The sequence below is a fragment of the Nocardia sp. NPDC024068 genome, assembly GCF_040638875.1.
Taxonomy (GTDB): domain Bacteria; phylum Actinomycetota; class Actinomycetes; order Mycobacteriales; family Mycobacteriaceae; genus Nocardia.
On record NZ_JBEZYU010000036.1, the window covers coordinates 10,267 to 34,513 of the forward strand.

A 24,247-nucleotide genomic window follows, 5' to 3' on the forward strand; every position below is an offset into this window, starting at 1 on the left:
TTCAACGGCTCGGCAGCGGCGTCGACGCGGCCGCGCCGGGGTGTGGTGCACCACGCCGGTGATCGGCCCTGATTTCCGTATCCGACCTGGTAGTCGTCGTGAAAAGCTTCCATCCGGCGCGACGGAACGGCAAGCGAGGCCACCGGGCGCGTGTTTTTCCCGGCGCGGCACCCACCCACCGGGGTAGTTTGGCGATTGGCAGCTCATTTCGACGAGGAAGTGACGCACGCGTATGGTTTCGCACCAGGAAAACATCGGCCACGCCGAGACCACGCTCACCGGAAATGATTCCGGCGCAGCGGTATTGGATCGTGTGGTGATCCGTTTCGCGGGCGATTCCGGTGACGGTATGCAGCTCACCGGCGACCGCTTCACCCATGAGGCCGCGGCCTTCGGCAACGATCTGGCCACCCAGCCCGATTTCCCGGCCGAGATCCGGGCTCCGCAGGGCACGCTGCCGGGGGTTTCGTCGTTCCAGATCCAGATCGCCGACCACGATATCCTCACCGCCGGCGACCAGCCGGACGTCCTGGTCGCGATGAACCCGGCGGCGTTGAAGGCCAACCTGGCCGAGGTGCCACGCGGCGCCACCCTCATCGTGAACACCGACGAGTTCAGCAAGAGAAACCTCACCAAGGTCGGCTACGCCGCCGACCCCCTGGCCGACGACAGCCTCACGGAGTTCGTGGTCCACCGGGTGCCGATGACCTCGCTGACCCTGGCCGCCACCGAATCGGCGGGTGTGGGCAAGAAGGACGGCCAGCGGGCCAAGAACATGTTCGCGCTGGGCCTGCTGTCCTGGATGTACGGCCGTCCGATCGGCGGTACCGAAAAGTTCCTCCGGGAGAAGTTCGTCGCCAAACCGGATATCGCCGAGGCCAATATCCTCGCCTTCCGGGCCGGCTGGAACTACGGCGAGACCACCGAGGCCTTCGCGACCACCTACAGCATCGCCCCGGCCGCGCTGCCCGCCGGGACCTACCGGCAGATCACCGGGAACACGGCCCTGGCCTACGGTCTGATCACCGCCGGATCGCTGGCGGGCCTACCGCTGTTCCTGGGTACCTACCCGATCACCCCGGCCTCCGACATCCTCCACGAACTGAGCAAGTACAAGAATTTCGGCGTCACCACCTTCCAGGCCGAGGACGAGATCGCCGGAATCGGCGCCGCCCTGGGCGCCTCTCTCGGCGGTGCGCTCGGCGTCACCAGCACCTCCGGACCCGGTCTGGCCCTGAAGAGCGAATCCATCGGGCTGGCGGTGATGACCGAGGTGCCGCTGGTGATCGTGGACGTCCAGCGCGGCGGCCCCTCCACCGGCCTGCCCACCAAGACCGAACAGGCCGATCTGCTGCAGGCCCTCTACGGCCGCAACGGTGAATCTCCGGTCGCGGTGCTGGCACCGCGCTCGCCGGCCGATTGTTTCGCGACCGCCGTGGAGGCCGCTCGGATCGCCCTCACCTACCGGACGCCGGTACTGCTGCTCTCCGACGGCGCGATCGCCAACGGCTCGGAGCCGTGGGCGATCCCCTCGGTGGCCGGACTCGCGCCGATCGACCCGGATTTCGATCCGGGCGGCGACGACGATTTCCTGCCCTACGCCCGCGATCCCGACACTCTCGCGCGTCCGCTGGCGGTTCCGGGCACGGCGGGCCGGGCCCACCGGATCGGCGGGCTGGAGAAGGCGGACGGGAGCGGCGATATCTCCTACGAACCCGCCAACCACGAGCTGATGGTGCGCCTGCGGCAGGCCAAGATCGACGGGATCACGGTGCCTCCGGTCGAGGTCGACGATCCCGGCGGCGACGCCGATGTGCTGGTGATCGGCTGGGGCAGCTCCTACGGGCCGATCGGTGAGGCCTGCCGGCGGGTCCGGCGCCGCGGCGCCCGGGTCGCGCAGTTGCATCTGCGCCATCTGAACCCGCTGCCGCCCGATCTCGGCGAGGCGCTGCGCCGCTACCGCACGGTCGTCGCACCCGAGATGAACGGCGGTCAGCTGGCCTGGCTGCTCCGGGCGAAATACCTGGTGGACGTCCAACCGTGGACCAAGGTGGCGGGTACGGCGTTCGCCGCGCAGGAACTCGTCGGCGTCATCGACGCGGCCCTGGACGGAACCCTGGCCGGCCTCGAACAGGACAAGGTTGTCGCCGCCCGGGCGCGGGCGACCTATCGCACGAACGGGGGCGCATCATGACGATCGTCGAAACATCGCTGACCGGTACCGAACTCGGTATCACCCCGGTCTCCGGGCTGTCCGGGGTCCCGGTGGCCGCGGAACCGCAGAAGGCCAAGGACTACACCTCCGACCAGGAGGTCCGCTGGTGCCCGGGGTGCGGCGACTACGTCATCCTCGCCACGGTGCGCGGTTTCCTGGCCGAACTCGGCCTGCGCCGGGAGAACTTGATGTTCGTCTCCGGTATCGGCTGCTCGAGCCGGTTCCCGTACTACCTCGACGCCTACGGCATCCATTCCATCCACGGCCGCGCCCCCGCCATCGCGACCGGGCTGGCCGTCACCCGGCCGGATCTGTCGGTCTGGGTGGTCACCGGTGACGGCGACGCGCTGTCCATCGGCGGCAATCATCTGATCCACGCGCTGCGCCGCAATGTGAACATGACGATCCTGCTGTTCAACAATCGGATCTACGGTCTCACCAAGGGCCAGTACTCCCCCACGTCCGAACCGGGCAAGGTGACGAAATCGACGCCGATGGGGTCGGTCGATCACCCGTTCAACACCCTGTCGGTGGCGCTGGGCGCGGAGGCGACCTTCGCCGGCCGGGCACTGGATTCCGACCGCACCGGGCTCACCGAGGTGCTGCGGGCCGCAGCCGAGCATCGCGGCACCTCGTTCGTGGAGATCCTGCAGGACTGCCCGATCTTCAACGACGGATCGTTCGATGTGCTGCGCCGCGGCGACAGCGAATCACGGCTGATCCGGTTGCGGCACGGCGAACCGCTGCGCTTCGGCGCCGACGGCGAGTACGCGGTGGTGCGGCGGGGGTTCGGGCTGGCGGTGGTGCCGTCGGCGAATATCGGTGCCGACGAGATCGTCGTGCACGACGCCCATACCGACGATCCCGAATACGCCTACGCGCTGTCGCGGCTGTCCGACCAGGACCTCGACCATGTGGTCACCGGCGTTTTCCGCGCGGTGGACCGTCCCACCTACGACGACGGTGTCCGCGCCCAGACCGCCGCGGCCCGGGAGCGGTTCCCGGTGACCGGCGATTCGCTGCAGAACCTGCTGACCGGTACCGAGACCTGGACGGTGGGCTGACACCGCTGCCGGCCGGCGCACGGTCGGCCGCACCGAGGGCCGCACCGGCCGGGGCGTCGCTCAATACAGCGCCGCGATCTCCTGATCGGTGAGCGTGACCGTGCCGACGTAGTCCTTGGATCGCGCCGAGACGACCGCCCGATACAGCGGCCGCTCCGGTAGCCCGGCGTCGCGCGCCTCGGCCCGCAGCTGGTGCACCAGCACATCGGCCACCAGCAGCGCCGAGGGGAGTTCACTGCGGATCAGGGCATCGGCCAGCCGCCGCAGCCCCAGCAGATGCAGTTCGCGACCCGATCCCGAGTCCGTGTACAGAGCCAGCGGGACGAGGCGGCGGTCCGGTCCCGCGGTGAGTCGCAGCGCCACCCGGCTCAGCCGGGCCGGTGTCACGAGCAACTCGATACCCGTCACCGCGGTCACATCCAGCCGCCGGGTCCGGAACAGGCGGCGCGCCTCGACCGTGCTCCCCCGCAGCAGCAGCCGGCGCCGGGGCGCGATGAACATCTGCCCGGCAGCGGGCACCGCCACCACCAGCGCCGCCACCAGGCCGGCCACCGGCCCGAACAGCAGTGCGACGATCACCCCGACCACGACCGCGAGACCGAGCGCTGCCAGCGCCAGCCGCCGCAGCACCGGCGCGTACATCTCGGGGGCCACCAGATCCAGCCCGATCGGCTGGTCGGCGGCGGGCAACGGAGCATCGGTCACGGCGGCGATTTTCGTTCCGGGAGCAGGGTCACGGGGACAGTACTATGCGGGGCCGGGTCGGCGGGCGCGGGCGGCCGCGCCCGCCGGGTCGGCTTTCGTCAGGCCTCGGCCGCCGCGGCGGTCAGCGTGGAAACGATCTCGCTCAGGGGTACCTGCCGCTGATCGCCGGTGCTCATATCCTTCAGCCCGATGGTCTCTTCGGCCAGATCGCGATCGCCGAGGATCAGGGTGAACCGGGCCCCGGATCGGTCGGCGGCCTTCATGGCACCCTTGACGCCCCGGTCGCCGTAGACCAGGTCCACCCGCACACCCGCCGCCCGCAGTTCGCCCGCCAGCACCACGAGCCGCTGTTTCGCGGCCTCGCCCAGCGGCACCCCGAACACCTCACAGCGCGCCGGATCACCCGCGGTGACGCCTTCGGCGGCCAGCGCCAGGACGGTACGGTCCACCCCGAGCCCGAACCCGATACCGGACAGTTCCTGCCCACCGAGTTCCGCCATCAGGCCGTCGTAGCGGCCGCCGCCGCCGATCCCGGACTGCGCGCCCAGACCGTCGTGTACGAATTCGAAGGTGGTCTTCGTGTAGTAGTCCAGTCCACGCACCATCCGGGGGTTGAGGACGTACGGCACGCCGAGCGCGTCGAGGTGGGCCAGCACCTGATCGAAGTGAGTTTTCGCGGACTCCGACAGGTGATCGACCATCAGCGGCGCACCGGCGGTCATCGCCCGCACCTCGGGGCGTTTGTCGTCGAGCACCCGGAGCGGGTTGATCTCGGCCCGGCGGCGCGTGTCGGCGTCCAGGTCGAGGCCGAACAGGAACTCCTGCAGCCGTTCGCGGTACTGCGGGCGGCAGGTGTCGTCGCCCAGCGAAGTGATCTCGAGCCGGAAGCCGGTCAGGCCCAGACTCCGGAAACCGGCGTCGGCGACCGCGATGACCTCGGCGTCCAATGCGGGATCGTCGACCCCGATGGCCTCCACTCCCACCTGCTGCAACTGCCGGTAGCGGCCCTTCTGCGGCCGTTCGTAACGGAAGAAGGGCCCCGCGTAGCTCAGTTTGACCGGTAGCTGCCCGCGATCGAGCCCGTGCTCGATCACCGCGCGCATCACTCCGGCGGTGCCCTCCGGGCGCAACGTGACGCTGCGTTCGCTGCGATCGGAGAAGGTGAACATCTCCTTGCTCACGACGTCGGTGGATTCCCCGACACCCCGGGCGAACAGTTCGGTGTCCTCGAAGACCGGCAGCTCGATATGCCCGTACCCGGCGAGACGGGCGGCGCGGAGGAGGCCGTCGCGCACCGCGACGAACTCGGCCGAACCGGGCGGGACATAATCCGGCACCCCCTTCGGGGCGGAGAAGCTGCTGGTCTTGGTCACGGTGAACCAGTTTCCCCCACCCGGCCCGGTCGAGTCCAACCGGTTCCGCCGGATCGGGGCCCGGCGGCGACCGCACACAGGCCATCCCGTCCGATATCCGGGACCGCACGACCGGAGATGGCAGACTCTAGTCCCGGAAGCAACAGACCAGCAGCGAGCGGCCGGGCTCCGCCCCGGACGCCGCACGGGAGGAATGTGGCAGTGCCGAGCAACGAACAACGCCGAGAGGCGGCGAAACGCAAGCTGGAACGCCAGCTCGCCAGCCGGGCCGAACGCGCGCGTAAGCGTAAGCAACTCACCATCGCCGGATCCGCGCTCGGCGTGGTCGTGGTGATCGCCGCCGTGACCGGTGTGTATTTCCTGACCCGCGGTGGCGACTCCGATTCGTCGGCGCAGAACGCCTCGCAGACGCCGGACGCGTCACTGTCCAGCACTCCGGGCGCCGCGCCGCCCCCGCCGCCGGCCGCCAAACCGGCCACCGTGAACTGCAACTATCGGGACAGTGCCGAACCGGCGGCCAAACCGGTGCAGAAACCGCGCGCCGAAGGGATCCAGACCGGCGACGGCAACGCCTCGCTGAGCATCAGTGTGGACAGTTCGCAGGGTCCGCTGGGGCTGACGCTGAACAACGCGGAATCGCCCTGCACCGTGAACAGCTTCGCCAGCCTGGCGGGTCAGGGCTATTTCGACGGCACCACCTGCCATCGCCTGACCCAGGGTGAGGGCCTGAAGGTGCTGCAGTGCGGCGATCCGACCGCTTCCGGCACCGGCGGGCCGGGCTACGAGTTCGACAACGAGTACCCCACCGATCAGTACGCCCCCGAGGACCCCGCCCTGCAGCAGCCGATCGGCTACCAGCGCGGGGTGCTGGCCATGGCGAATGCCGGCCCCGGGACCAACGGCAGTCAGTTCTTCATCGTCTACGGCGATTCGATGCTGCCGCCGAACTACACCATTTTCGGCACGGTGGACGAGGCCGGACTGGGCACACTCGACAAGATCGCCGGGCTGGGCCAGGACGAGTCCAACGGCCCGGGCGACGGCAAGCCCACCCAGCCGGTGACACTGAACTCGGTCCGCATCGACTGAACCGGACGACCGGTACAGACCGAACACCCGGTACCTCGCGACCCCGGCCCGTGCACGGCACAGGCCGGGGTCGCGGCGCGTTTCCCGCACACCGTATTCACGCGATATATGCTGGTCGGCGATACGTTGCCGAGACTGGGCCCCTGGTTCTCGGGTAACCTCGAAACAGGGCGTGCGCGTAACGAAGTCGCGTTCGCCCGTCGCGTTCCGGGGCCCGGGCGCGGCTTGCGGGATGCTCCGGCGGAAATATCCGGCCGGCGTCCGGCCCGCGGGTCGCGTGGCGGGCCCCGATCGACCCGGGTTCGGTTCGCCGTCCCGGGGTGTGCACAGGCAGCCAATAGGGACCACCGCAGTATCGGGAGCAGCCATGTCCGAGGAACTGGACGACATCGGCCGGGAGACCGCGGCCATGATGAAGACGATGTTGCAGATCGCGACACTCGTCGCGCTCAAGGCCCGGGAACGCGGCCAGCGCGAGGCCGAGATGCGGGTCAAGATGACCGAGGCCCGCCAGAAAGAGGCCCGGGAGCTGCAGATCCGCGAGGCCCGCGACGCCAAATCGAAGGATCCACGCAACCTGGCACTGGCCCAGACCATTTCGCGGTCGGTGGCGGAGGTGAAACCACCTGCTGTCACCCAGCATCGGGAGACCCCGTATCGCGGGGTTCAGCTGGAGAAGGACCGCTTCTCCATGAGTTCGTTCTCCACGGCCTCGGGCGCGACGGGCGGCGTGGCCGAGACAATACGTCACGACTCCGCGCAGCGACGCCAGGCCCTCGCCGCCCATCTGGCGAAGATCGGTATCGCACCCGAACTGGCCGCCGCGCGAATGCTGGTGGATATGGGCCAGGCCACCCCGCCGAGCGAGGCGGTCCGTACCAAACCCGAGCGGGCACCGGCGGTGGAGCGAGCCCGCGAACAGGAGGAGCTGGCCCGGGGCCTGGAGCGCAGCCGCTAGCGCGCCTCCCACCTGTATCGAAAACGCCCGTCCGCGGACGGGCGTTTTCGATGGGTACGGATGGTCAGCGGGAGACCCAGAGATCACTCCCGGCCGTATCCAGGCGCGCCACGGCTCCGGGATCGTCGGGCGGATTGCTGAACAGTCCTTCTGGAGGCTCACCCACCGGTAGCGGAATCAGCATATCTTTGTGCCCGTTGCGCACGCTGCAGTACTTGAAGGGCCCCTTCGGATCGAGCAGTACCTTCATATGTTTGTCGGCGTGATCCAGGAACCAGACGCTCATTCCGGTGGCACCGTCCTGACGGTAGTGCTCCCAGGCACGCCACAGCGCATCCAGCCGGGCGAATGCCTCCGGGTGTTTCCACCATTCGGGGCACCACACGGTATCGCTGAGATCGCTGACCTGCCGGCGATAGACGCTGATGAGGTATTTCTGGACGAACTCCCCGACATTGTCGTAGACCATTTCCTGCTGCTCTTCGGGAGTCTCGGTCACTGCGGTCGTACCTCCTGCCTTTCTTCCGGCCCGTTACCCGGTCCCGGCGGTGTATCACCAGGCCCCATGCCCGGCGGTGGGGGTATGTTTCCCGTCCCCCTGCCCGGCATCGGGGGGTCGATTGCCCGGTCCTTCTCCAGTATGGGGGTCTGCCCGCCCCGGTCGGTCTCCGTGGGCGCGGAGGCAGCGGCCGGCGGCGGAGCCACCGCCGGAACGGGTTCCTTGACCATGTCGGGTGTTTCCGTCCCCAGGACGAAATCGGGAACCCGGACCTTGCGCGACGGATCGTGCTCCGCGATGGATTTCCGCACCGCCGCATCGAACTCGCTCTCCCACCACGGTATGGTCCGCACCAGAACCGGCGGCGCACCCGAGGAGAACACGATGGCGCGACCACGAGGAAGGGTCGCGAGGGCCTGCACGGTGAAGGTTTTCGAGGAACCCAGCGAACGCGAATAGCTCTTTCCGCCCTTGGATTCGGATACCGACGCCGAGATGGCCGAATGCTCGCCGATCGCTTCCGAGCGTTCGCGCAGGAAGTTCGCGTCGTCGACGCCACTGCCGAGGATCTTGATATTGGCCGCCGACCACAGCGCGTTCATACCGTCCTCGCCCCAGCAGCGCGCGCCCTGCGCCCACGACTGCAGCACCGTCATCACCACGATGCCGCGTGAACCGAAATGGCTGTACTGCTTGGGCAGATCCTTCCAGCGCACCACGTTCGCGGCCTCGTCCAGCACCGCGAGCAGCGGAATCGGCAGCCGGCCGAAGGCCGAACGCGACGCCCGCTGCATGGCCACGTCGATCACGGCCTCGGTGAGCGCGCTCACCAGCGGAGCCGCCGAACCCCGGCCTTCCAGCGAGAGGCTGTAGAGCGTGCCGTTCTTCTCGATGAATTCGTCTTCGATGAACTTCACCCGGGGCAGTTCGTCTTTGTTCTCCGGATCGTGCGGTGTCACCCATTTGTGTACATTGCGCAGCTTCAGGCAGCGCACCATCTTCTTGGCGGTGCCGAAGATACCGCTGCGGGTCCGTGGATCGGCGTTGTACTGGGCGGCCAGACCCGAGGCGGAGAAATCGTGCCCCGCCTCGCGCAGGAACTGGATGGGTTCGATATTGCCCGGATCGGTGACCCACTCCCAGATCTGGGTGATGGGCTTCTCGGCGATGGCGGCCGCGAGGAATAGGCCGGCCAGTAGATCCTCGGCCTCCGGATCGAAGAAGGCGTCGTTACGCGAATCCGAACCGCTGTCGCTGTCGGCGAAATGACCGGCCAGCCGCGCCGCCCGCATTTCGCAGCCGTCCTTCCCCGCATCCACCCAAGCCAGCGGGTCCCAATACCACCGGGCCACCTCACCGGCGACGCCCTGCGGGTCGAAGACGAAGGTCCGGCTGCCCTTGGCCTCCCGGACTTCACGGGTCGCGTCGACCACATCGCGTTTGTTGGATGTGGCCAATACCGGACCGATGGCGTTGAGGATGGCCGGGATGACCCGAGAGGACGATTTGCCCTGCCGCGGACCCCAGATGTCCAGGTGCAGATCCTCGTAGGAGCCGTAGAGCATGGTGCCATCGGCGACGGCGACGCCGATCGGCACGCCGGGCGCGTCGTTGTACCCGAGTTTCACGCCGAGTTGCTGTGCCTTGTCCCGCACTCCGGACTCGGTGAGCGCCGAGATGGCGCCGCCGTTACCCATCACATCGGCCTTGTCGTCGACGGCGAGGCGGCCGCGGGTGCGGATCGAGGTCGCGCGCCGCCGGTACAGCACGAACGCGATCAGCGAGAGAACCACGAGTATCAGGATCACCGTGGTGCCGGTGGGCCAGCGCAGCTCACCCTTGGCCATCCGCGCGATGATATCGATGGGATTGACCGGCATATCCTGCTTCTGCAGCGAGAGCATATTGCCGAGATGCAGCGCCACCCAGAGGGTTCCCAGCAGGGTGCCGCCGACGTAGATCGCGATGAGGCTGAGATCCGGCCCGACTACGGCCGGATCCTTCACCGGTTTCTTCTTCGCCATACCTGCCTCCTGAGTGATCCCTGCCGGTACTCACCGGTACCCGTCGAGCCGCCAGCCCTGCGGCGTGCGCACCACGGTCGCGATCACCGTGGTGGGCGCCAGAGGCTCCTCGCGGCCGTCCGGGTAGACGACGGTCTGTTCGATTCCGATCTTGAATTGCTGTACGGCCGGGTCCGGTCCGGCCGGCGGCCGGTCACCGGAGGCAAAGGTGAACGATTCGACCCGCGCCCCGGCGGCCGCCCATTCACCCCAGCGCAGCGACACTCCCGGTGTCGCCGCGGTGTCCGTGGGCGCGTCAAGTACCCGGATCAGGCTGGGACCCAGCCATCTCCGGGCCCGCTCCAGCGACGCGCCCGGTACCTCCGTGGCGGGGCCCCAGCGGTAGATCTCCCGCAACGCCGCCACCGCGACCCCGTCGGCGGTCGCCGGATCCGGCGCCGGAACGGCTTCCAGCCGCCGGACGGTGGAGGTGGCCGGTCCGGTCGCCGTGCCCGGATCGTCACCACCACCGCAGCCGCTCAGCACCGAGATGCCCAGCATCAGCGCCACCACCAGTCCCGCACCCGCACTCGTCTTCTCAGTCCAGGCTAACCGCCCGGACGACCGGTCCGGCGGCGATCCGCGCGTGTTCACAGCACCCTCCTCGCCCGGGCGTCACCGGGGACCGCGGTCTGCGCCACCCCACCGGCGGCCTCGGCGGTCTCCGCGGGCGCCGCGTGGATCATCTGCCCGTTTCCGGCGTAGACACCCACGTGAGCGGGTCCGCGGGGGCCGAAATCGGTGAATACCAGGTCCCCCGGCCGTATCTGGGCCACCGGAACCTCGGCACCGGCCTCCCACTGCTGTTCTGCGGTGCGGGGCAGCGTGACCGTGCCCGACGACGCGGCGAACACCGCCGCCGCGGTCAGGCCCGGGCCGTCGAGCCCGCCGCCGCTGGGTCCCTGTGGACCGCCGCCGCCCCATACATACGGGGTGCCCAGCCATTCGTGTGCGGCCTGCACGACCTGGTCACCGGCGGCGCCCTCCGCGTCCGGGCTGAATCGTCCGGTGGCGCCGGGATCCCGGTACTCGGCCTCCATGGACAGGATGTTCGTGACATAGGGCTGGGTTTCGGAATAGTGCGCGGCCACCTGGTTCGGCATACCGCCCGAGGCGAGTACGGCGCCCTCGCCGGCGTTGTAGGCGGCCAGGGTCAGCGCGACCACATCACCCTGAACCCGGCCCTCGCTGATCCAGCCGCTCACCTTCCCCGCGATAGCGCACATGTACCGGCCCTGCCCGACGATCGCGTCGCCGTCATCCCAGACGCTGGCGATACCGTTGCCGTCGGCATCGATGACGTAGGGCTGCCCGTCGTCCGGGTTGATACTGGCGGCCGTACCGGGCAGGAACTGCGCGAGTCCCTGCGCACCGGCCGGCGATGTGAGACCGCGCCGGAATCCCGATTCCTGGCGCCCCTGTGCGGCCAGCAGCGACGGAGCTACCTCCGGGCACAGCGACCCCGCCCGCCGGTACCAGACCTCCAGTTCCGGTGGCACCTTCCCATCGGCCAATGAGCCACCGGGCGTGCCGAAGCCGCGCACACACTGCGGGTCGACCGAGAAAGCGCGGGCGCCACCCAGATCGGGAGTCGGCGCGCCGTCGAGCCACGGCATCGGATCGATCTGCCGGCCGCCGGTGAACCGGCCACCGGGCACCACCTCGAAATGCAGGTGCGGGCCGCTGGATTCACCGGCCGAGCCGACCGCGCCGATATGCTGGCCCGCGCGGACGTTCTCGCCCACCCGCACCAGCACGCCGTGCTCCCACATATGCCCGTACACCGTGGAGAACGCGCGGCCGTTACCCGGATCCACCGAATCGACCACGATCCAGTTCCCGAATCCGGACGCCGGTCCGGCGGCCACCACCACGCCGTCGGTCACCGCGAAGATGGGGGTGCCGTCGGGCGCGGCCAGGTCGACACCCCGGTGCCCGCCACCGCGGGATCCGAAGACATCGGACACCGAATAGGTTCCGGCGGCCATCGGCCAGGTGCGGTCCAGCCGGCCCACACCTGCGGCCAGCGACGGGGTGGCGGTGGCGGCCGGGTTCGCCGTCGAGGGCGCGGGGACCCCGGTCGCGGCGGGTCCGGCGGCACGCGGATCCCCCGGCGCGTATCCACCCAGCGGCGGCAGCCTCGACTGCCCCGGATCCAGCACCGATCCGCCCTCGCAGGGGTCGTCGACCGCGGGCATGATGATGACCAGCACCACCGTCAGCAGACCGATCACCAGGCCGAGGGTCGTCCACAGCACCGATTTCGCGTTCACCGCCGCGCCCTCGCAGGGTTCACGTGCGGCGCCGGGATTCGTTGAGGGTGTCGGCGAGCGCCCGGTTCACCTCGGCGGCGGCGGCCAGCTGCTGTTGCAGCAGGGTGACCTTGCGCCGCAGCGCCGCCGCGTCCATCCGTTCCACGCTCGGCCCCTCGGCGGCCCGTACCCAGTTGCGTACCGAATTGGTGTGCACGCCGATCTGTTCGGCGACCACCCGGCAGGCCTCCGATTCACTGCGCAATTTCCCGGTCAGCGCCTGGACCTGTTCCACCGCGGCGGCCCGGACCTCGGGGGACACCCGGCGATACGAGCGGTGCGGCATCATGAGGGTCTCCCACCCACCGTGGGAGTAGCGTCCGCCGCGCCCTGGCCGTCGGCGAACCTGCCCGGATAGGAGGTGAACTCCTCGAACCGCTGGTTGGTGTCGTGGATACCGCTGAGCTTCTCGGCCGGAGTGAATTCCATATGGAAAGGGATCCCGGGGCGCCGGTCCTCACCGATCTTCAGCAGGAATTTACCGGTACCGGGCGGCGACGGACGCTGCTGACCCGGCTTGAGCGCCTCACCCGTCAGCGCCTGGGGTGCCGACCAGCTGGTCACCATCTCCTCTTCGGCCGAGGTGAACGGGATCGTACTGTCCAGCCGTTTGATCTCTTCGGCCGGTAGGGCGCCGAAGATCTTGGCCCGCGCACGTTCCAGGAATCCGAGCGCCTTGGCGATCGCGGCCTCCGATCCCAGCGCCTGCAGATCCTTGATCGTATGGCTGATCATGATCAGCGAGGTGGCGATACCGCGCTGCAGCCGGGTGAGTTCGTCGACCCGGTCGACCATGAAATCACCGAGGCCCAGCACCTGCCACAGCTCGTCCATCACCACCTGGAAATAGCGCTGCGGCGCCATCCCGGCATCGGTGAGGGTATGCGCGGCCTCCACCGCCGCGAATCCGTCGGCCCAGCAGGCCAGCATGACCGCGGCCTTGAGTTTCTTGTCGCCGTTGGGAATATGGGAGACGTCGATGCAGACGGCGACCGAATCGGTGTCGATGGGCACCGTGGTCTGCCCGTTGAAGACCGCGCCGAACGGACCCTGGGTGAGCGCGCGCATGGAACGTCGCAAACCGCGGATCGCATCGTGGTATTCGGCCGGATCGTCGGCGCCGGCGTCGAGCATCATCTGCTCGCCGCCCTCGACGATGACCTCCAGCAGGTTCTCCATGATCGGCGGCGAATCGGGGGTGTAGCCGCTGCCCGGCCGGTACAGGATCCGCAGCGCGGTGGAGATCAGGGTCTCCTCGTAGTCGCGAACCCGCGCCCCGCGGACCAGTTCGACGAGGCCGGCGATCAAGGTCACCTGCCGGGCCCGCAGATCCTGCAGTACCTGCCGCTGGAGTTCGGGATGTTCCGCGAGCAGCGGCACGATCTCGCCGAGAACGCCGCCGGCGAGGGGATTGAGTTTGCCGTGGCCGTACCCGAGGTCGATCACCTGACCGCCCACCAGTTCCACCAGTTTCCGGTAGTCCGGTTTGACATCGGCCAGGATCAACGGGGTGATGTTCTGCGCGACCCCACCGAGCACGATCCGCCGTACCAGCGAGGATTTACCGAAACCGTTGAGCCCCAGCACGAAGAGGCTCGGGGCGGTGATGAAGCTGCCGCGCATGAACCAGTTCATCGGGTCGAAGCACACCGGTGCGCCGGTGTGCAGATGCGATCCGAGCGGGGTCCCGATCAACGGGGCGCCGGCACCGACCGACCACGGCCACAGGCCCGCGACCTGCGCGGTGGTGGCCCGGTACTCCACCGGCCGGCCCACCACGTTCATCCGGCCGCCGCCCGCGCCGGCGAACCCACGCTCGGTGAGCTGGGCCGTCTGCCGGTCGAAACCGTCCTGGAATTCGTGTTCGGCGCGCGCCGCGTAATTGCGGCGGCGGATATCGTCGGTCCGCACCCGGAAGGTCGCCCATGCCGCACGCAGCCCGGCACCTTCCCGGCTGAGCTCCTCCAGCCGCGACCGGGTCGCGGAATCCAGCAGCGCCGGCCCCTGCTGCCGCTTCTTCTCCGCCCGCAGCTTCGCCCGGCGCGCGGCCTTGTCGAATTCCGGTGTGCCCATCGCCCGGTCGGCGGTGGTGTCCACCCGCGCCCGGCGGGCACGGTCCCGGTCGGTTCCGGCGCCGTCGCGCGGCGTGCGGGTCCGGCGTTCGGCGCGCGAGCGTTCGGCCTCCCGCCGCTCCGCGGCGGGCGGACCGTGCTGTCCGTCCCGGTCGCCCCGGATGCGGCGCTCCTCGTCGCGGCCGGATCGGGTCCGGTCGCCGGTGGCGGCCCGGACCCGGTTCCGTTCCCGGACGGGCGGCTCGTGCTCGCGTGCCATCAGTCGTTCACCCCGCCAATGCTTTAGGAATGGTCGCGTGCTCGGGCAGGATCACCCCGCAACCGAGCGAGGCCGCGAACGCCGCCGCCTGGTAGCGGTAGCAGCGGCGGATCTTCAACCGGGCCTGCGTGGACAGGTCGCGGGTGATGGCCTCGATACGCGGCAGGTCGCCGCGCAGCGGTTCGGTGATGGTCACCAGGGCGCCGAAGCGGGTGACACCGTGGCCGCGCGCCTGCTCTTCGCGCGCCTGCTGGGTCGCACCGACCCGCAGAGTCGCCGAAGCCGACACCACGCCGCGTTCACTCTGCTGGGCTACCAGGGCGTTCTTGAAGTCGTCGTCGACGATCTCGGCGGCGTCGGCCGCCGAATGCGGCCGGTACACGATGGCGATCCGCTTCCGCGGTACCTCCGGATTGGGCGCCAGCAGCCGCTGCAGGACCCGTTCGTCGACCGCGCCCTCCGGGGCGGTATCCATCTCCCAGGTGACCGACCGGCCGCCGTCGTGCAGGAGATGGTCCCACTTCTCGTCGTGCGAAACCGGCCCGGCGTCGGCCCAATCCAGGCCGTGGCCTTCCGGTTCCCCGGCGGCGACCTCGAGGTCGGCCTGGGAGGCCGGATCGTAGCTGCGCCGGATGAACGAGATCACCTCGTCGGCCGACATCGGCTGCGCCCGGACACCGGCTTCGGCCAGCGCGGCGCAGATCCCGGGTAGCCGGCGGCCGATCTCGACCGCTTCCTCGGCCGGGTTCTTGCGCCGCTCGGCGGTGGTGGCCTTGAAGGTGATCGCCACCCGGGGCAGCAGTTGCACCCGCTCCTGCGGGAGTTCGGTGGCCAGCTCGTACATCACCTGCTGCGCCAGATCGGGGGATTCCGGCCTGGTGATGGTGGAAACCTCGGTGAGCAACCGGTTCCCGGTCTCGGGAACGGTGTCGATCACCGGCACCACCGCGACGATATCGCTGGTCTGCCCGACCGAGGCGAGGAAGGTGCCCCAGGCCGAGACCCAGCGGTCGATCACCGGCTGGTCCACCGCCTCGTGGCCCTGCGGCCAGGCCCGCAGTACCACCGTGTACTGCGCGAACTGCGGTAGGTGGATCATGCCGAAGCTGTAACCGCCGGCGTCGATGCCCTCGTACAGTTTCGAGGGCGCGAGCAGTCCCGGCAGCCGGGTGAAACCACCCGGGACCCGGGAGAACCGGCCGCCGCGGTACACGTGCTCGCCGCGGCTGCGCGAACGCATCCAGTGGAACATCATCAATCCCGTCTCGTAGCCGGAGCGGCCCCCGCGTCGCACGACCAGGGGTGCCATGATCACCACACCGACCCCGCCCACGATGGCACCCCACTGAAAACCGCCGACCATCGCGGTGAACAGCGCGGTGATGACCACGACGAACCCGAGCACGGTCTCTTCCCACCGCAGCCCGAAAAGGCCCGCGCTGCGCGGCTTCTGCCACAACCCGTAGGAGCGGCGTTCGTAGGTTTCGGTGCTGGTCATCGCGGGATGGTGCTCCTACCGAGGTCGGGGGAACGGTTGGTCCAGCGGTCGCCCGCGACATCGCCCATGGCCTGATCCGCGCGGGTCATCCCGGTGGTCGCGGACCGGGCGGCGCCGACGCGCTGGGCCACGCGGGACGCTCCGGACGGTACACCGCCGGATCCCGCGGGTGTACCCGACCTTTGCTGCGGCGCCCCGCCGCCGCCTCCGCCGCGCGGCGGCGGCGCCGGCCTGGGCGTTCCACCGCCGCGACCACCGCCGGGCGGCGGCGGACCCGCCGCGCCCCCGACGTATCCGGCGCGGCCCGGCGCGGCGGCGCCCCGGGCGCCGACCGCCTTGGTACCCATGGCGCCCAGACCCGCCGCGGCGATGAGGGTGCCGCCGGCGGCGGTCAGACCCGAACCGCCGCTACCGACGATCGCGACCGCGGGGGTCACCAGGCGCATGAGCGCGGGCAGGACGAACGCGACACTGCACAGCAGCACGATGGCCACCAGCATCCGCTGCGCCTGCTCGGCCTCGGGAAGACCACCGGCCGGTGTCATCTCGTCGACGTGCCCGGCAGTGGTGAACGCGATCATGTAGACGATCGCCGCCACCGGTTTCCACAGCATGAACGCGATGATCCAGCCGACCAGTTTCTGGTACGACTGTTTGCCGATACTCATCCCGGACGAGGCGGCCGCCAGCGGCAGCACGCCGGCGGCGATCACCAGCAGACCCTGCCGGACGATGGCCAAGATGATCTGGGCCAGCGCGCCGAGCAGGCCGACGATGGCGATGATCAGTACCAGGCCCGGTGAAAATGCTTGTAGTGCACTGGTTTTCACCATCAACTCGGCCATGTTCTTGGCATTGCCGTCGGTGGCGTCCTGGATGATCCATTCGGCGAACCGGTCCGAGGCCTGGGTACCGGCGACGATCACCGCGCCCAGCATCCAGGAGCTGAACACCACCCGGGTGAACATCCTGAACGATTCGGCGGCCTCGTCCATCGCCCCGCCGCGTCTGGCCTCGGCCAATCGCAGGCCCGTGATGATGATCGAGGCCATCAACAGCAGTATCTGCACCTGATAGGTGTAATCGTTGATCTTGGTGAAAAGGCTGCCGGAATCACTGGCGACCTCATTGGGCACCTTCATCCAGAAGGTGAGCGCCAGGATGATGGCCTCGCCGAGGCCGTTCATCAGCGAATCGACCACCTTGCCGAAGGTCGAATCCCAGGCCTTGTCCTTGACCGCGTCGGCCGCCTGCCCGGGATGCGAGCCCGCGTTGCCGGCCTTACAGACCGCCGAGGCGGCGTCACCGAGCGAGATCCCCGGAATGCCGAGGTCGTCGAGGGTGTCGTGGATCTCGTTACAGGTCTCGTCGAACCCGTAGGTCTGACCGTAGGCCACCGTCGGCGTCGCGACCATCACGGTGAAGATCACCGCGAAGATCGTGAGGAACCGTCTGGCCAGCGATACCCGGCGAGAGATCACAGGGGCCTGCCGCGCCTGCGCGGGCGGGCTGTCTTCGCGTACTGGCTGAGCTTCCACATTCCGTCCCAACACTGGAATCACCATCGAGTCCACCCCTCGAGCGATTCGACGTACTCGGTCTGCGTATTCGGCGAGGTGGTCGGCTTGAGCCGCCAGTCGCCCGCGTCCCACACCATGATCAGCCGCAAGGTCACCCACACCGGCTTCCCGTCCAGGGCCGGGGCCCGCAGCGCCAGCCGCACGATCGCCATATCGTCGGCGTAGTCGTCGACCTTGAACGCATCGGAGGCCACCAGATACCTGGTCACCGATTCGGGCTGCTGCTGCGGCAGCCGCTCCGAATCCAGAGCCTGGTCGTAGGCCGCGATCTGCTGCGCCGACACCCGCACCTGCCGCACGTACAGGTCGCGGTGCGCCGGCCGGGCGTTGAGGCGGTAGGTGATCTGCGCGGCGGCCAGCGCCGCGCCCTGCGGGGTATGCGAATATCCGACCGCCAGACCGTCCTCGATCCGGTGCGGACCGTCGGAGGTCGAGAACGGTACCGAGGCACCGTAGACCCGCTGCCAGCCGCGCGGTTGCGTGGTGCCTGCGGGGGCGGCGGTCAGCCAGTCGGGATCGGCCGGATTGCGCTGCGGCGACGGGTCCTGCAAGAGGGCCTGTCCCGCCGGATTGTTGGGGATATCGATACGGCGATTGAAGATGTCCACCTCCGGATCGGCGAAACCCTCGCCCACGGTGGCCGCGGGCGCAGGGCCGGATTCGGGCTCGGAGTCGCGTCCGGTCCACATCACGACACCGACGATCACGATCAGTGCCAGGACCGCTGCGGACGCCACGACACCGAAGGAGACGCGGTCACGCTGATAGGTCTCCTTCCCGCTCACTTCGGTGCCTCCAATTTCACAGTGTCACTGGGTAATTCGCCGACCGGGTCGATCGGCCTGGTGGTCGCGCCGCTATCCGGCAGCCGTAATCTCCAATCCTGCGCGAACCACTCCACGGTCGTATGGTTCACCGCCTTCGAACTGTCCGAATACTCGCTGTAGACGTCCACCTGCGCCCGTTGCTCGGTGTACTCGGTGATCCGGTAGCCGAGCAGACGCGGCGCGTACACCGGGTCGGCCGGGCCGCTGATCGACACCTGCACCCGGTTCACCGCCCATTCGTCCTTCGCCGCACTCGGAACCACTTCCCGGGCAACGATATTCGACCACTGCCCGTCATCGGCGATCGCCAGCCGCACGGCATGCACCATGGCGGCGACACCCGCACCCGTGGGTGTTTGCTCGAAACCCGTTGCCGCGCCGTCTGTTTCCGCGCGCGGACCCTGATCCGTCCGCGGTAACGGTACCCCCTGGAAGGGTTGCCAGCGCACATTCGTCGGCGGCGCCGACAGATCCGGCGGCGCCGTGGCGTCGCCGGAGCCACAACCGACGGCACCCGCCAGCAGAACCGCCGACAGCAGCCCGGCGGCCCGCGGCGCAGCAGGCCGGCCGGTCCGGCCGGCGGCCGGTGACACGGTCGAATTCATCCGCAGGTCGTTCCCCTCGCCTCGCCCCGGTTCATCCGGGCAGGAACGCCAGGGCGATACCGGAGGCGGTGCTGGCGACCGCCGCGCCGAGCAGACTCATGAGCACGCCGTGTGAGGCGTCGTTCATCGCCAGATCACCTTTGAAGGTGAGCCACAGCTTCCCGGCGGAGACGATCATCCACGCCAGACAGCCCATGAGCACGAACCACAGCAGCCAGTTCAGCAACTGCATCAGCGGTTCCAGCACCTCGGCCGGCATCTGCTTGTAGGCCAGAACCCCGGCCGCCCCGACCAGATCCATTACTACCTCACGTTCCGATCACGGCGTTCATGATGGTGCCCGCGCTCGTGGCCACCACACCGCCGATCATGGCTCCCGCCACCATCTTCGGGGATTCCAGACCGCCGCCCGTCCACTTCTCCCACGCGAATTTACCTCCCGCGTAGATGATTCCGCAGATTCCGGACAGCAGCACGAACCAGGTGAGGTAGCGGACCAGCTGCAGGATCTTCTCCGAACCGGGCGGTGCCTCCGGGGTCGGATTGCCGACCTGGGCCACCACCACCGCGTCGTAGACCTGGTGAACCGCGAGGAATACGGTGCTCATCGGGTGCCTTTCTCGATAGTTGAGGTGCAACATTCGGTCCGCGCGAACGCGGGGAGCACGAAATGGGTGGCGTGCTCTACGGCGATCACGGCATCACTCCTCTACGAATCTCGATCGGCCCCTGGTGGGGGCGGCCTCCGATTCTTCCAGCGCGGCACGGGCGGCCGCGACGATCTCCGAGCCGAGTTCCCGGATGTCCAGGGGAACCTCGTCGAGTGGATCGATCCGGCGCCGCCGCTGCGTCGGCGGTGCGACCCCCGGCGTCCAGACCGGGAGTTTCTCCGGTTCGACCAGGGTCCACTCCTCGTACCAGGGCACCTGCCACACCTGCCCGGCCAGGGAGGCCACCACCTCGCGGTAGCGGCGGATCTCCGGAGCCATCCGGCCCGGGCGTGCGGCCACCGTGATCAACCCGAGTACCTGGCTGGGTCCGGCGATTCCGGAATGGTGCTGGCGCAGCAGATCATGGGCGTGGGTGAGACCGGCGATGGTTTCCCGGGCGACCAGCACCACGAACGGCGATTCCCGCTCGTAGACTCCGGGCCATCGGCGGCCCGAATCCGCCGCGGGAGCCAGTACATGGGCGAGGCTGCTGGCACCGGCGCCGCCGTGCACACCCAGCAACCACACCAGCGGTGCCCGGCCCGCGCCGGGTACCGGGCGGTCCCAGATGGCCGCGCGACGTGATTCCGGCGGGGGCACCACTCCGGCGGTGGCGGAACGGTCCGGCCGGCGCGGAAAACTCATGGCAACAGACATGATGCCTCGCTCGGAATCACCGCGTGCGGGCCACGCGGGCCGCAGCGTGGGCGCAGAGAGCGCATCATGATGCCATCCCCGCCAGTAGCGTTTCGTACGCCTTCCGGGTGTCCTCGGCCAGGTCGAGATGACGGACCAGCTCGCCGCGCGCGAGATGCGGATCGTAGGGTACCTCGACGATCTCACGGACCCATCCGGACAGATGTTCCCGCAGATGCTCGGCCACCCGGGAATCGACCCCCGGCTGCTGATGGGAGATGACGATCGTGGTGTCCCCGACGATCCCCCCTCCCATGGGCTCGGCGGCGTCGTCGTATTCGTCGTCCAGCCATTCCAGGGTCACCCGCAACCGGTTCGCCGCGTCGGTACGTGCCGGGATGGCCAGTACCAGCGCCACATCGGCATCGTCGAGCAGGGGCCGCAACTGCCGGCTCGCGATGGGGTTGCCGCCGTCGTAGACCCCGGTGTACCCGGCCTGGTCCACCGCGCGCGCCACGGTCAGGTAGCTGGCCCGGCGGCGCAGCGGCGCGGCGTCGCGCCACAGCAGTCCGATTCCGGATGTCGCCCGGGACATACATTCCTTCAGCGGGGCGGGTTCGTCCTCACCGCGGCCGTAGAGCCACTGCTGCAGGCTGATCGGGTGCAGATGCTCATCGGCGCCCCGCAGGGCCAGATCGCCGCCGGCCGGCGTCGCGTCAACGGCGACGGTCGCGGTACCGGCGGACCCGAGTTCACCGGCCAGCCCCAGCGCGGTGGTGGTGGTTCCGGCGCCGCCGCAGCCGCCCACCACCAGGATCGGCCGGGCCGCACCCGCGGCGCGTACGCGGCCTTCACCGCGCAACCGCACCACCGACGCTCTGCCGGTTCCGTCCGCCTCGTCCGCCGCACCGGAATCCGGTGCGGTATCGAGCCAGCGGCTCCAATCCTCTCCCATCCTGCACTCTCCTCTATCCGGCCGAAATACCCGTGATGAGGGTGCGACCGTCGATCACCGCGGTGGTGACCGTTTGCCTGCTGTAGGTGACCGGCTCGCCGCCGGGCCGGTATTCGGTCACCTCGACCGTATGCTCACCGGCCGCTCCCGTCACAATCCGGACGCAGTGCCCGGTTCCGGCGGCGACGCTGTCGATTCCGGCCTGGATCACCTCCACCGGCGGTACCGGCGCGCCAGGCGCCACCACGGCGTATGCCTCGGCACCGGAACGCTGCACGTAGTAGGCGTATTGGAAACTCAGGATCGCCTCCGGGCCGGAATCGGTGCTCCCCGGGCCCGCGCCGCGCACCACCGCCCCGGATCGTTCGTCGGGACACCGCGCTGCCACCGGAACGGCCCCGGCATCTCCGGCGGTGAAACGCAGGCCGGCGCCGGCGTCCGGAGCGGCCGCCCGTGGCGCGCCGGGGGCCAGCAGATAGAGCACCACCGCGGCCGCGATCGCGAGCAGCACGACCGCGGCGACCAGGACGCCGAAGGTCCGCAGCCGGCGGGCCCGCCGGCCCGGTGCCGCGTCCCGCAGCCGCGCCGGGGTGCGGCCGATACGGGCCGGTTCGGTGAGATCGTCGTCGTCGGGCCACGGGAATCGCACCACGTCACCGTCGCGATCGGGTTCCGGCGCATCCACCCAGTCGGACCAGCCGCCGGTGAAATCGCTGCGCCGGCCGGAGAGCTCGGCGGGTGCGGGATCGGGCGCGGCCGATGCGCTACCGGCCGCGGGGATATAGTCGGGATAGCGGGCAGGACCATCGTCATCGGGCCCGGGGACGTTATCGCGGTGCGCCGCCCGGGCGGCGGTGTCCGCGTTCCCCTCCCCCTCGGGTTCGAGCGGACCGTACCATCTGTCGAGCTTTTTGTAGGACTTCAACATTCCCCCATTCCCGTGGCGCCGGGCACGTGATGTCGCATCATCGATCCCTCTCGGCGATCAGTTCACGGAGAACGAGTCGGTTTCGGTTGTCGGGGGTGCCAGGGGCGGGGCAACCAACGGCTCATCCGAGGAGGCACCGTCGGCTCCTGTCCCAAATGGGAATTGTCCCGTACCGGACGGAGCAGGCGCGGGAGACGCGCCGGGCTCGGCCCCGAAGAATCCGCCGGACGGCGGTACCCCGACGTCCGGAGCGCTACCCACGGGGGGCGTGACCTCGCCGGATACCGGTTCGTGCCCACTTCCGTGCACAGCCGCGAGATCTCGCGCGGCGGCGGCGAACCAGTCCGCGATGAACCGCGTGGGTGCGTCGCCGGTTGCCGAAATGGACGCATTGCCATAGGCCTGATGCCGCTGGATGGTATCCCAGTACCGCACCCAGGTGGTGGTGTTGAGCAGTTCGCTGTTGTCGGTGATGTTCTCGATCACCGAGTCGAAAGCCTGGCTCACCAGCCGGATACCGGTGGTCGGTGGGATCAGCTGCGGAATCGCGCCGAGCAGTTTGGTTCCCAGCAGCAACAACGCCGCCGGCGGGTTCGCCAGCCCGGCGGTGGCGAGTTCGGCGATCGCGGCCGGGTTGAGTACCGTGCGCACCACCGTCACCACGGCGTTGAGCCCGATCATGCCCACCTTCAGCATCGCCCGCATGGCGGCCGGAATATCCAGCGGGGTACGCGGATCGGCGGCGTCGGCGAGCCGCTCCGAAATCGACTTCTTCGGCGAGATGTTCAGAGTCGCCAGCGAGGTACCCGAGATGTCCTCGTTGACCACCTTGGTGGCGGTTTTGATCGACGTGAAGGCGAGCGCCTGGGCGATCGAAGTGAGCGAGGCGATGGGATCGCCGCCGCTGAGCTTCATCTGCCCGGCCACCCCGGCGACCGCCTTGAGGATCGGCGCGCCCTCCGGGGCGTCGCAGGCGAGATCGCCCGCCGCGCAGAAACTCGCGACCCGGCCGGTGAGGGCGCCGAAATTCTCCGCGGAGTCCCGGTTCGGGGCGATACCGCCGCCGGCGGCGGGAGACTGCGGCAGCGCGGCGATCTCCGCGATCAGCGTCCCCTCGGTACCGGGCGCCGGGTCCGGGTTCGCCTTCCCCGGCGCACCGGGAAACAACGGGGCGCCCGGATTGCGGGTCGGATCACCGATCAGCGCCACCGCCGCGATCTTCTCCGGCGGAAGGGCACCCTGGCCCTGCCCGACCTCCTGAGCGAACACCGAGGCCACGTGTGCGCCCTGGGAGTACCCCACGACGGCGAAGCGGGTCTCGGGGCAGCGTTCCGCCACCGAGCCGGCCATACTGCGCAACCGCATCAGACCGCCGGTCACCGAATCCGAATACGGTGTCGCGCTGCCCCCGTCGACGCCCCCGAAACTGGACTCGTAGGGCACATAGGCGCGATCCACCAAGCCCTGCTCCGGTGCGGCGGCCAGCAGCGGCCGGAACACCGTCGACAGCATGCCGGTATCGGTGGTGGGGGCGGCATCCGGCGACGACTCGCCGGTGCCCTGGATTCCGAGCGCGTACAGCGCCGGACACGAGGAAACCGAGAGTTCCGTCGCGGGCCCCGCCGGATTCGGCGGTTGAGCGTGGGCGGAGGTGAGATCGCCTGCCGTCACGGTCGCCACAGCGACGGTGAGTGCGATCAGCATCCCCGAGAATTTTGTGTATCCAGCCATAGCGACCCGCAATCAGTCCTACCGCAGTTACCGAGCGCGACGAAACGCAATAGACGGTAACAGATTCCGGCTATGACCGCTGACGCGGCGAAGAGTTTACGCAACCCGCCAGGCGCAACTGCACGTGACGCGGCGCGTCGACGCCCGAACGTTATAATTTTCCGGCAT

At 69.2% G+C, this 24,247-nt stretch carries 22 protein-coding genes; 4 read left to right on the forward strand and 18 right to left on the reverse strand.

Translation table 11 applies throughout. The features are described from left to right. Nucleotides 1-232 precede the first annotated feature (232 nt). Together AB0F41_RS22550 and AB0F41_RS22555 are read left to right on the forward strand one after the other, a co-directional pair. Nucleotides 233-2,194: a 2-oxoacid:acceptor oxidoreductase subunit alpha gene (locus AB0F41_RS22550; RefSeq protein WP_357426829.1), complete on the forward strand. Its 1,962-nt coding sequence runs from the start codon at nt 233-235 to the stop codon at nt 2,192-2,194. Continuing rightward, entirely contained in the window at nt 2,191-3,279 is a 1,089-nt protein-coding gene (locus tag AB0F41_RS22555) for a 2-oxoacid:ferredoxin oxidoreductase subunit beta (protein ID WP_357426831.1), read from the forward strand. Before AB0F41_RS22550 ends, AB0F41_RS22555 begins: the two co-directional genes overlap by 4 nt. A 60-nt stretch (nt 3,280-3,339) precedes the next feature. Here AB0F41_RS22555 and AB0F41_RS22560 read toward each other — a convergent pair whose 3' ends face one another. Next, nucleotides 3,340-3,984: a hypothetical protein gene (locus tag AB0F41_RS22560; protein WP_357426833.1), complete on the reverse strand. Its 645-nt coding sequence runs from the start codon at nt 3,982-3,984 to the stop codon at nt 3,340-3,342. Nucleotides 3,985-4,082: 98 nt separating this feature from the next. Further along, a complete protein-coding gene (hisS, locus tag AB0F41_RS22565) occupies nt 4,083-5,357 on the reverse strand; it encodes a histidine--tRNA ligase (protein WP_357426835.1) in 1,275 nt (424 codons plus the stop codon). A gap of 201 nt (nt 5,358-5,558) precedes the next feature. Here hisS and AB0F41_RS22570 point away from each other — a divergent pair, with 201 nt between their 5' ends. Together AB0F41_RS22570 and AB0F41_RS22575 are read left to right on the forward strand one after the other, a co-directional pair. Next, complete coding sequence (locus tag AB0F41_RS22570; RefSeq protein ID WP_357426837.1) at nt 5,559-6,446, forward strand: peptidylprolyl isomerase; 888 nt, start codon at nt 5,559-5,561, stop codon at nt 6,444-6,446. Nucleotides 6,447-6,813: 367 nt separating this feature from the next. Next, the gene (locus AB0F41_RS22575) at nt 6,814-7,404 is read left to right on the forward strand and encodes a hypothetical protein (RefSeq protein ID WP_357426839.1); all 591 of its coding nucleotides are present in this window, start codon (nt 6,814-6,816) and stop codon (nt 7,402-7,404) included. Nucleotides 7,405-7,468: 64 nt separating this feature from the next. On the opposite strand, the gene AB0F41_RS22580 is transcribed toward AB0F41_RS22575, so the two are convergent. The 16 genes from AB0F41_RS22580 to AB0F41_RS22655 all read right to left on the reverse strand — a co-directional run bounded on the left by AB0F41_RS22580 (nt 7,469) and on the right by AB0F41_RS22655 (nt 24,052). Continuing rightward, on the reverse strand, nt 7,469-7,903 hold the full coding sequence (locus AB0F41_RS22580) for a DUF4913 domain-containing protein (RefSeq protein ID WP_357426841.1): 435 nt from the start codon (nt 7,901-7,903) through the stop codon (nt 7,469-7,471). Next, on the reverse strand, nt 7,900-9,927 hold the full coding sequence (locus tag AB0F41_RS22585; protein WP_357426843.1) for a TraM recognition domain-containing protein: 2,028 nt from the start codon (nt 9,925-9,927) through the stop codon (nt 7,900-7,902). Before AB0F41_RS22585 ends, AB0F41_RS22580 begins: the two co-directional genes overlap by 4 nt. Nucleotides 9,928-9,957: 30 nt before the next feature. Continuing rightward, a complete protein-coding gene (locus AB0F41_RS22590; RefSeq protein WP_357426845.1) occupies nt 9,958-10,479 on the reverse strand; it encodes a hypothetical protein in 522 nt (173 codons plus the stop codon). A gap of 77 nt (nt 10,480-10,556) precedes the next feature. Then, nucleotides 10,557-12,239 (reverse strand): peptidoglycan DD-metalloendopeptidase family protein, encoded by a 1,683-nt coding sequence (locus AB0F41_RS22595; protein WP_357426847.1) that lies wholly within the window; start codon nt 12,237-12,239, stop codon nt 10,557-10,559. Nucleotides 12,240-12,258: 19 nt separating this feature from the next. After that, nucleotides 12,259-12,567 (reverse strand): transposase, encoded by a 309-nt coding sequence (locus AB0F41_RS22600; RefSeq protein WP_357426849.1) that lies wholly within the window; start codon nt 12,565-12,567, stop codon nt 12,259-12,261. Continuing rightward, on the reverse strand, nt 12,564-14,609 hold the full coding sequence (locus AB0F41_RS22605; protein WP_357426851.1) for a hypothetical protein: 2,046 nt from the start codon (nt 14,607-14,609) through the stop codon (nt 12,564-12,566). Before AB0F41_RS22605 ends, AB0F41_RS22600 begins: the two co-directional genes overlap by 4 nt. Before the next feature lie 7 nt (nt 14,610-14,616). Next, a complete protein-coding gene (locus tag AB0F41_RS22610) occupies nt 14,617-16,107 on the reverse strand; it encodes an SCO6880 family protein (RefSeq protein WP_357426853.1) in 1,491 nt (496 codons plus the stop codon). Continuing rightward, the gene (locus AB0F41_RS22615) at nt 16,104-17,645 is read right to left on the reverse strand and encodes a hypothetical protein (protein ID WP_357426855.1); all 1,542 of its coding nucleotides are present in this window, start codon (nt 17,643-17,645) and stop codon (nt 16,104-16,106) included. The genes AB0F41_RS22610 and AB0F41_RS22615 overlap by 4 nt, the downstream gene beginning before the upstream one ends. A 20-nt stretch (nt 17,646-17,665) precedes the next feature. Beyond that, nucleotides 17,666-18,472 carry a hypothetical protein gene (locus tag AB0F41_RS22620; RefSeq protein WP_357426857.1) on the reverse strand — a complete coding sequence of 269 codons (807 nt, stop codon included), beginning with the start codon at nt 18,470-18,472 and terminating at the stop codon, nt 17,666-17,668. After that, entirely contained in the window at nt 18,469-19,119 is a 651-nt protein-coding gene (locus AB0F41_RS22625) for a hypothetical protein (RefSeq protein ID WP_357426859.1), read from the reverse strand. Before AB0F41_RS22625 ends, AB0F41_RS22620 begins: the two co-directional genes overlap by 4 nt. A 31-nt stretch (nt 19,120-19,150) precedes the next feature. Continuing rightward, on the reverse strand, nt 19,151-19,420 hold the full coding sequence (locus AB0F41_RS22630) for a hypothetical protein (protein WP_357426861.1): 270 nt from the start codon (nt 19,418-19,420) through the stop codon (nt 19,151-19,153). 7 nt (nt 19,421-19,427) lie between these two features. Beyond that, complete coding sequence (locus tag AB0F41_RS22635) at nt 19,428-19,727, reverse strand: hypothetical protein (protein ID WP_357426863.1); 300 nt, start codon at nt 19,725-19,727, stop codon at nt 19,428-19,430. A gap of 93 nt (nt 19,728-19,820) precedes the next feature. Next, entirely contained in the window at nt 19,821-20,474 is a 654-nt protein-coding gene (locus tag AB0F41_RS22640; RefSeq protein ID WP_357426865.1) for a hypothetical protein, read from the reverse strand. A 76-nt stretch (nt 20,475-20,550) separates the two neighbouring features. After that, the gene (locus tag AB0F41_RS22645; protein WP_357426867.1) at nt 20,551-21,420 is read right to left on the reverse strand and encodes a hypothetical protein; all 870 of its coding nucleotides are present in this window, start codon (nt 21,418-21,420) and stop codon (nt 20,551-20,553) included. A 13-nt stretch (nt 21,421-21,433) separates the two neighbouring features. Continuing rightward, complete coding sequence (locus AB0F41_RS22650; RefSeq protein WP_357426869.1) at nt 21,434-22,348, reverse strand: hypothetical protein; 915 nt, start codon at nt 22,346-22,348, stop codon at nt 21,434-21,436. A gap of 57 nt (nt 22,349-22,405) precedes the next feature. Then, complete coding sequence (locus tag AB0F41_RS22655) at nt 22,406-24,052, reverse strand: cutinase family protein (RefSeq protein ID WP_357426871.1); 1,647 nt, start codon at nt 24,050-24,052, stop codon at nt 22,406-22,408. Nucleotides 24,053-24,247: the final 195 nt, after the last annotated feature.

Excerpts from the sequence above, each read along its gene's own strand:
- AB0F41_RS22550 (WP_357426829.1), top strand. The coding sequence starts at position 233 with ATGGTTTCGCACCAGGAAAACATCGGCCACGCCGAGACCACGCTCACC.
- AB0F41_RS22555 (WP_357426831.1), top strand. The coding sequence starts at position 2,191 with ATGACGATCGTCGAAACATCGCTGACCGGTACCGAACTCGGTATCACC.
- AB0F41_RS22575 (WP_357426839.1), top strand. The coding sequence starts at position 6,814 with ATGTCCGAGGAACTGGACGACATCGGCCGGGAGACCGCGGCCATGATG.
- AB0F41_RS22585 (WP_357426843.1), bottom strand. The coding sequence starts at position 9,927 with ATGGCGAAGAAGAAACCGGTGAAGGATCCGGCCGTAGTCGGGCCGGAT.
- AB0F41_RS22600 (WP_357426849.1), bottom strand. The coding sequence starts at position 12,567 with ATGATGCCGCACCGCTCGTATCGCCGGGTGTCCCCCGAGGTCCGGGCC.
- AB0F41_RS22605 (WP_357426851.1), bottom strand. The coding sequence starts at position 14,609 with ATGGCACGCGAGCACGAGCCGCCCGTCCGGGAACGGAACCGGGTCCGG.
- AB0F41_RS22610 (WP_357426853.1), bottom strand. The coding sequence starts at position 16,107 with ATGACCAGCACCGAAACCTACGAACGCCGCTCCTACGGGTTGTGGCAG.
- AB0F41_RS22625 (WP_357426859.1), bottom strand. The coding sequence starts at position 19,119 with ATGAATTCGACCGTGTCACCGGCCGCCGGCCGGACCGGCCGGCCTGCT.
- AB0F41_RS22630 (WP_357426861.1), bottom strand. The coding sequence starts at position 19,420 with ATGGATCTGGTCGGGGCGGCCGGGGTTCTGGCCTACAAGCAGATGCCG.
- AB0F41_RS22635 (WP_357426863.1), bottom strand. The coding sequence starts at position 19,727 with ATGAGCACCGTATTCCTCGCGGTTCACCAGGTCTACGACGCGGTGGTG.
- AB0F41_RS22640 (WP_357426865.1), bottom strand. The coding sequence starts at position 20,474 with ATGAGTTTTCCGCGCCGGCCGGACCGTTCCGCCACCGCCGGAGTGGTG.
- AB0F41_RS22645 (WP_357426867.1), bottom strand. The coding sequence starts at position 21,420 with ATGGGAGAGGATTGGAGCCGCTGGCTCGATACCGCACCGGATTCCGGT.
- AB0F41_RS22650 (WP_357426869.1), bottom strand. The coding sequence starts at position 22,348 with ATGTTGAAGTCCTACAAAAAGCTCGACAGATGGTACGGTCCGCTCGAA.
- AB0F41_RS22655 (WP_357426871.1), bottom strand. The coding sequence starts at position 24,052 with ATGCTGATCGCACTCACCGTCGCTGTGGCGACCGTGACGGCAGGCGAT.